Annotated in this window: 10 protein-coding genes; 7 read left to right on the top strand and 3 right to left on the bottom strand. The window is 44.5% G+C overall.

The window, feature by feature from the left end; translation table 11 throughout:
* The first annotated feature begins 483 nt into the window (after positions 1-483).
* From Q9R23_RS09310 to Q9R23_RS09300, 3 genes are all read left to right on the top strand, one after another.
* Positions 484-621: a hypothetical protein gene (locus tag Q9R23_RS09310; RefSeq protein WP_290754705.1), complete on the top strand. Its 138-nt coding sequence runs from the start codon at positions 484-486 to the stop codon at positions 619-621.
* Between the two features lie 14 nt (positions 622-635).
* Entirely contained in the window at positions 636-833 is a 198-nt protein-coding gene (locus Q9R23_RS09305) for a hypothetical protein (protein ID WP_290754703.1), read from the top strand.
* Between the two features lie 250 nt (positions 834-1,083).
* Positions 1,084-1,332: a hypothetical protein gene (locus Q9R23_RS09300; protein WP_290754702.1), complete on the top strand. Its 249-nt coding sequence runs from the start codon at positions 1,084-1,086 to the stop codon at positions 1,330-1,332.
* Between the two features lie 68 nt (positions 1,333-1,400).
* Here the strand turns inward: Q9R23_RS09300 and Q9R23_RS09295 are convergent, their stop codons facing one another.
* Positions 1,401-1,610, bottom strand: coding sequence for a hypothetical protein (locus Q9R23_RS09295; protein WP_349677543.1), 210 nt, complete (start codon positions 1,608-1,610; stop codon positions 1,401-1,403).
* Between the two features lie 481 nt (positions 1,611-2,091).
* On the opposite strand from Q9R23_RS09295, the gene Q9R23_RS09290 reads away from it, so the two are divergent.
* A complete protein-coding gene (locus Q9R23_RS09290) occupies positions 2,092-2,286 on the top strand; it encodes a hypothetical protein (RefSeq protein WP_290754700.1) in 195 nt (64 codons plus the stop codon).
* A 25-nt stretch (positions 2,287-2,311) separates the two neighbouring features.
* Here Q9R23_RS09290 and Q9R23_RS09285 read toward each other — a convergent pair whose 3' ends face one another.
* Positions 2,312-2,836: a hypothetical protein gene (locus Q9R23_RS09285; protein ID WP_290754699.1), complete on the bottom strand. Its 525-nt coding sequence runs from the start codon at positions 2,834-2,836 to the stop codon at positions 2,312-2,314.
* A gap of 267 nt (positions 2,837-3,103) precedes the next feature.
* On the opposite strand from Q9R23_RS09285, the gene Q9R23_RS09280 reads away from it, so the two are divergent.
* Both Q9R23_RS09280 and Q9R23_RS09275 read left to right on the top strand, forming a co-directional pair.
* Positions 3,104-4,009: a methyl-accepting chemotaxis protein gene (locus Q9R23_RS09280; RefSeq protein ID WP_290754697.1), complete on the top strand. Its 906-nt coding sequence runs from the start codon at positions 3,104-3,106 to the stop codon at positions 4,007-4,009.
* Positions 4,010-4,182: 173 nt separating this feature from the next.
* The gene (locus Q9R23_RS09275; protein WP_290754696.1) at positions 4,183-5,118 is read left to right on the top strand and encodes a cation diffusion facilitator family transporter; all 936 of its coding nucleotides are present in this window, start codon (positions 4,183-4,185) and stop codon (positions 5,116-5,118) included.
* Between the two features lie 47 nt (positions 5,119-5,165).
* Here Q9R23_RS09275 and Q9R23_RS09270 read toward each other — a convergent pair whose 3' ends face one another.
* Positions 5,166-5,483: a hypothetical protein gene (locus Q9R23_RS09270; protein WP_023468204.1), complete on the bottom strand. Its 318-nt coding sequence runs from the start codon at positions 5,481-5,483 to the stop codon at positions 5,166-5,168.
* Positions 5,484-5,658: 175 nt separating this feature from the next.
* On the opposite strand from Q9R23_RS09270, the gene Q9R23_RS09265 reads away from it, so the two are divergent.
* On the top strand, positions 5,659-6,858 hold the full coding sequence (locus Q9R23_RS09265) for an MFS transporter (RefSeq protein ID WP_311246945.1): 1,200 nt from the start codon (positions 5,659-5,661) through the stop codon (positions 6,856-6,858).
* The last annotated feature ends 233 nt before the right edge of the window (positions 6,859-7,091 follow it).

Raw genomic sequence — 7,091 nt, 5'->3', positions numbered from 1 at the left:
TTTCTTTATGTAAACATTAATTCATATGAAGTAAACGAAAAAAGTACATTCATCACTTATTTTTTAAAGAGTTTCTTAGCTAACTTCCATACGACATAGACGATTGCGCCAATGATCAGAAGATTCATCAGTGCACCGAAAATCATGAATTGTCCCACGATTTGACCACCTTTACATACTACTTAGCATTTTATTTACGTTTTCGTTTAGAGAACCTCAAGCGGATAAAGAATAACGCCATCAGCACGATAGCGATGTTCACGGCTAAGGTTAACCGTTCATTTTCAATTACTCGACCATTCAAAAGATTCAAGATGATAACAATCAACATAAATGACAATAAAAAGTATTTTATGGATTTTTATCATGAGTGACTTCCTTTTTTTTGTGTTCTTGTATTAGTTTATACATATCGACATTTTAAAAACAAGGAGAATGTCTAATACGAAGAATGACACAGAAACGATTCTCAGGAGTGATGAAATGAAACGAACCTTTATATCGATTATGTTATTGATGATTCTAGGAGTCGGCATCATCGGTGCTTCAGCCTATAAGTCATTGTACTATGATGAAAAACAAGAGGTCACTCAATCAATCAATCAATCAATCACTATCTGAAGCGACATGATTATATGACACACGTGAAGAACAAAGAAATTCGCTATGATACGAGCACAGGTGAATTCTTCGCACGCATCGTGTTCGAAGATGAACCGAATAATGAATATGAGATTTATCAATCGGGATCGAGTCATATTGACGTCACGGGATATAAAGACGGCGTACAGATTACGAACAAACAAGAAGGACGGTATATTTCAAAGGATTGACAACACGTTAAATCCATTGAAGAAACGAGGTGATAGAATGAAAAACATGATCTTTTTAGGAAGCGTCGTTGCTCTACTAACGGTACTTTTTTCGCTTCATTACGGAGTACATCTTATCGATGATACAACGCTTAAAATATCTCTGTTGATTTCGCTAATCGTTGTATTGATTGCGCGGAAGAAATGGAAGATTACGTTTACTACAGCGGAATGATCTTGAGAGTGTATGAAGGATTGGGAGAGATAAAGGATGAATGAGAATGAATTCTTTGACTGGAAAATCAGCTTGGATGATGAACTATATGCCGTCATTGATGAGAAGGCGAGAAAAATGGTAGTGATGGGGGACTTCATCGAACTGACTGCGGTCTTGTGGTTGGATCGAAATGATGTCCTTCAGTTAAAGCCGACATGGGATTGTGTCATATCCATCGATGATGCTGCAAAACAAATTACGATTCGCTCGGCAGAATCACTGAACATGAAAGAAGAATGTTAAGAGGTACATAAATCGAGTTCATTCGTGCGATCGCTGAATGGGCTCGATTGTTATTTAAAGTACGATATCTACTTTAATTCATGTTGAACGGAGCCAGTCACTTCAACATGATGCTGGTCGTATACAGTCGTCAGTACATGATCTTCAACGATTTCATAGTTGTATATATAGTCCGGTTCATTCGTGTATTTAACTTCCAACACATATCTTCCGGTCTTCGACTCAAAGATCGTTTCTTTTTTTGAAATATCTTGGTCGTATCCTGATTTAACTAACATTCGTTCAATCTTGATTTCAGTCATCGTTTTAGAAACGAAGAGGTAAGTCGGATAGGCAGCTACCAAGATGACGAGAACGATAAGAGTATAGATCAGCGAGCGTACTTCTTTTTTTCATGCAATCACATCCGTTCCGATGAAATGAATAGAGAAGCTAGGTATTCTATATTGCAGATGAGGAGAGATATGTGATGAGAAAAAACAAAGACGAGATACCGTACTATATGAGGAACGTTCCGTTCTTCTTCCTAACGGCACTCCTCGCACCCGTCGCGGTACTACTTGTCCTGCTCAATTGGGATAAGCTCTCTACACAAATGAGAAATAACCATTTAACGTTTTCAATCCTAATGACCATGTTATATATTTCAAAAGTACTGCCTGACGGCTTATTTAAAATCATATTCGCGGTTTTTACGTGGACGTTAATTCTATTCGTGACATACATCTACTTCGGTGGCGGTAGAAAAGGAGGGACATCATGAGTAAATATCATCTGTCGAGCATTCGCTTAATCCTGATTGTCGTCATCACGTCGTCAATCTTGTATTTCGGCTTAGACTGGGAACTCGGGTATGGCATTATCTGGTTGATTGGTTTAGTAGGATTTACGATTTATCGCAACTTTGAGGCTGCTCGGAACGAGAAAATCGAAGCGCAGACGAAGAACGATTGATTTCATTTGAAGTCCATCGTTCTTTTTAAATATGACCCCACCGAACTAAATCGTCGAGATAATCACGATATGATTCTTCGACTTCTTCTGTCAGCTCTCTGGCTCGAATGACGAGGTTTTTTACGACAGGATCGGCAAAATGTGCACCACCGACGAGAGCATATAAGTAAGAGCCGATTACTTCGGATTGATTCCTAACCAAGAATCCAGTGATATATGTACCGTCAAGGCTCTCTAAGACGATATCAATTCGGCGTCCTTCCATCTCATCGAGAATCAATTGATTGTAATCTGCTTCTTTCTGATTAGCATATCGGTATCGTCGATTTTTCCTTTTATTATCTTGTATCTCCCACTCGAAATCGTCTAATTCACTAGGCGTAAAAAGCGAATTCAAGAGGTCACCGTCATCAATCTTCAAGCAGCAAAAGATGGCATCGTATTCGAGTTGATCATCATTCACTAAATCCGAGATGTCGTCTTTCGGTATTTCGATTGCATTATATCGCCGGAATACGCGCTCGATGACCGTTTCTTTTTTTAACGTCAACTGTTGCTTTCGGTGTTAGAACTTGTGAGATGCTTTTTCATAATCCATGCTGTTTCCCCCTGTCCGTATCAAATGCCATATCCCTAGTGTAACAGCTATAGTTCTTAAAAGTGAGTGAGTCTGACCATACCTCAGTAATAAAGGATTGCTCTTTTTTTTGAATGAAACTATAAAAAAGATCAATTGATGACGATAGATAGGTACAGAATGTTCATATATGAAACTGTCATAGAACATGATTGACACATAGAAGGAGTTAATGACACCATGAATGAAACCTTACCGAGACCATTGCGCTCACCAGCAATCTTATCGAGCCTTGAATCAAACGTCGCGATGGTCTGTTTTGATCGCCAACGACGGGTCATCGACGTTAACGACTTGTTTGCGAAAACGATGAAGTATAAGCGGGATGAGATGATTGGCTTACAGCACCATACGTTTTGTACACCAGAATTCGCGAACAGCCGTGAGTATCAGGACTTTTGGACACGCCTGTTTTCGGGCTTCAGTACAGCGGATAAAATCAAGCGCGTTGATGCTCGTGGTGATATTTTATGGCTTGAAGCCACTTACATGCCAATCTTTGAGGGAGAAGAAGTCGTCGGCGTCGTCAAGATCGCGAGTAACATCACGGACCGGATCGACCGTGTACAAGGATATGCGAAAAGCTTCCAGACACTCGCTGAAGGACTGAATCTGCAGTCGATTCAAGGCTCTAAAGAGGGCAATCAACTTCAAGAGACGATGCACACAATCGCAAGTGAAACGGCTGAGAACCAGCAGACGTTCGAAACATTATATGCCCAAGCGATCGAGATCACGAAGATTGCTGATACGATCAAGGAGATCGCAGCCCGAACGAACCTGTTGTCGCTGAACGCGGCAATCGAAGCGGCACGTGCTGGAGAACATGGCAAAGGGTTCACCGTCGTTGCGAGTGAAGTCAAAAATTTATCGGATTTAGTCGGCAGTGCAGTCGTCGAGGTACGGACGAATACGGAAACGATGAACCGTCAAATCATGGCGATGATGAAAAAGATTGAAGCGTCCCATCTCGAAGTCGCGTCAAGCCTTGCGACAGTAAAGGAAACGATGCAACGTTTTACCGCGATCGAAGAGGTCGCACATCAACTCGAGCAACAAACGGAAGACTTTCGGTCGTTTATTTGAGAAGAATACAAAGAGAGCGATGGCGAGAAGTCATCGCTTTTTTTGTATAGTCAGATTAGTCGTTTTGGAAGAGTACAGGCGTGGGATATAACACGTGAGCCCATTGACCGCAGAACGGAGGCACGTTATAATTCAAATAGACGTTTGAATGTAAGGTAAAAGGAGGCAACGTCATGGCACATGATCATCATCACCACCATCATCATACCGACAATAAAAAGGTACTGGGCCTGTCGTTCCTGATCATCACCGCGTTCATGATCGTCGAGGTCATCGGCGGGATTTGGACGAACAGTTTGGCATTGTTATCAGACGCCGGGCACATGTTAAGTGATTCGATTTCACTTGCGATTGCCCTGTTAGCCTTCCAGTTCTCGAGTCAAGCACCGGATGCGAACAAGACGTTCGGTTCAAAACGCTTTGAAATCTTAGCCGCAATCCTAAATGGCGTGACGCTGATTGTCATCGCTCTCTATATTTTCATTGAAGCCATTCAACGCTTCATCGATCCACCCGCTGTCGCAACGACGGGGATGCTGATCATTAGTGTCCTCGGGTTGCTCGTCAACATTTTAGTTGCCTGGATCATGACACGCGGCGGTGGGCACGAACATAACCTCAACATGCGCGGTGCGTATCTGCACGTCTTAAGCGACATGCTCGGATCGGTCGGTGCGATTGTAGCCGCCTTGCTGATCCTGTTCTTCGGTTGGGGATGGGCGGATCCACTTGCGAGTATCATCGTAGCGATCCTCGTCTTACGGAGTGGTTATTACGTGACGAAGGCGTCCGTACACGTCTTAATGGAAGGAACGCCGAGTGATGTCGACATTGATGAGGTCGTTTCGACAATTCAGACGAACGAAGCCGTTCTCGGATTACATGATCTACACATCTGGTCGATCACGAGTGGTTATAACGCGTTATCGTGTCACGTCGTCGTCAAGGAGGACATGACCGTACGGGAGTCAGAATCGATTCGCGAACAGATTGATCACGATTTGAAACACGTCGGGATTAACCACGCGACCATCCAGGTCGAGACGGATCAACATGCACATGGCAATACGTTGTATTGTGACGGCAAACACGAATCGCATATGCATTAAAAAACGAGCACACGTCCAAAGTCGGACATGTGCTCGTTTGCTTATGCTCAAATGATCGGCACCGTTGGTAGAAACAGCGTCGCGAACAGACTGATACTCAAGAACATCGAGTATCCGAAAAAGGTCGTTTTGGCATTTCCAGCAGCTCGGTTACCTAAGTACATGAAAAAGACGATGGATAAGAACGTCAAACCCGTCAATACGGACGAGTGGTGTTGATCCGGCGAAGGAGCAAGCGACTGGACAAGATGCGCGAGACCAAGCGGCAGGACAATCAAAAGAAAGTAGTAGCCTAGACGTGCCTCAGACGGGACGTCGACCTGTTCCTGTTCGGTTTCATAGTCATAACGCGTTTGCGTTTTCATGGATCTTCACCTCCCTATGCGTTTTAGTATAGCGAATGAACATGTCGGCTCTGTTACAGATGGGTAAGAATGCCTTAACAGACGATGACGATGTGATGACGAAAAAAGAATGGGCAGCAATTGAGAAAAATTGTAAGATGAACAAGAAGTCGTTTTAGGAAAGGAATAAAGCATCATGTCACGTGCGTTTCGTTTTATGTATGTCTCCGATTTGTTATCGACTGTCGGGACGAGTTTTGTTTATATTGCGATTTACTGGTTGAGCGCGGAACAGATAAGTGCTTTCGGTGTCGCCTTGCTTGCAACAAGTGTCTTTTTGATTCGTTTTCTCGTCTCAACGTTCGTTGGACCGTGGATTGACCGTTTCGTCAGCGCATCGTTGTATCAAACGTCCTTACTCATTCGCTTGTTAGCGCTTGGTATTACGTTAGCGGGAATCGATCTGACAGACGTCGTCTTACCGTGGGTACTTTGCTTGCTCGTCGTTCAGACCATCTTACAAATCGTCGGCGGTAATGCTGTCTTCACGTGGGTCGTTGATCTAGTCGAAGATGACCAATTGCCGCAAGCGAATGCCTATCTCGCGACAATCGAACGGATCGGGACGTTAAGCGGATTCTTACTCGGTGGGATGATGATTGCCCACTTCTCGATGGCGAGTATCTTGTGGCTCGATCTGGGACTGCATCTCGCCGCCTGGTTACTCGTCCGACACATGACGGGACAAGACGCAGAAGGAGCGCGTGTCGGATCGTACCGCGAAGCGTTGCTCGAAGGGGTTCATTACGTCGCGCGTGACGGTCTCTTAAAATGGATCCTTGGTTGTGCGATCCTTGCGAACTGGATGATCACACCGATGAATACCTTACTTGCACCATATGCCAAGAACGTCTTATCGGGAAATGCCCAGACGTTTTCTGCACTCGAACTAGCGACGGTGATCGGGGGGATCACGATGTCGCTCCTATACGGCAAGTGGGGCGTCTCCGTACGGCAGGATAAGCTGTTTCGTTTTGCCGTCGTTTTGCAAGGACTCGCAATCGCGATCGTCGCCTATGTCTCGTTCGTCCCAGTGGCTGTCGGTGGGTTTGTCTTGCTCGGTATGGCGCTGACATTGTTCGGGATTCCGTTTGCGACCTTGTTACAACGCTCGACGCCTGCGCACTTGCTCGGACGGGTTCGAACAGCGATGGTCGCAGCATCAACGGCGTGTTCTGCACTCTGTTACGGATTATCATCGTACTTGACGTCGCTCTTTAGCATCTCGTTCGTTTTCCTACTGTTTTCCTTAAGTGGTCTCGTGTTGACAGCTATCTGGTTACTCATTCATCGTAACGTTTCCTTTAACGAAGCACGACAGGACAAGGTCGGATGAAATATCCGCCTTGAGGTGGAGGTAAGCGGTTTCGCGCTTCTGTACACTAGAGATAGAAATGAACGATGAGGAGTGGAGTCGATGGAGAGTTTATGGATCACAGCATTATTGTTTTTGATTCCGATCAGTGGGATGACGGTCTTTTTGAATGTACTGTGGCGTCGAATGGAAACGGAAGGCGTTTCGGAGTAATCATGAACTAAACAGTGCGCCTGCTTACCGAGATTAGATCG

The organism is Exiguobacterium sp. BRG2 (genome assembly GCF_031844245.1).
Classification (GTDB): domain Bacteria; phylum Bacillota; class Bacilli; order Exiguobacteriales; family Exiguobacteriaceae; genus Exiguobacterium_A.
This window is presented reverse-complemented; position numbering and strand designations above follow the sequence as displayed.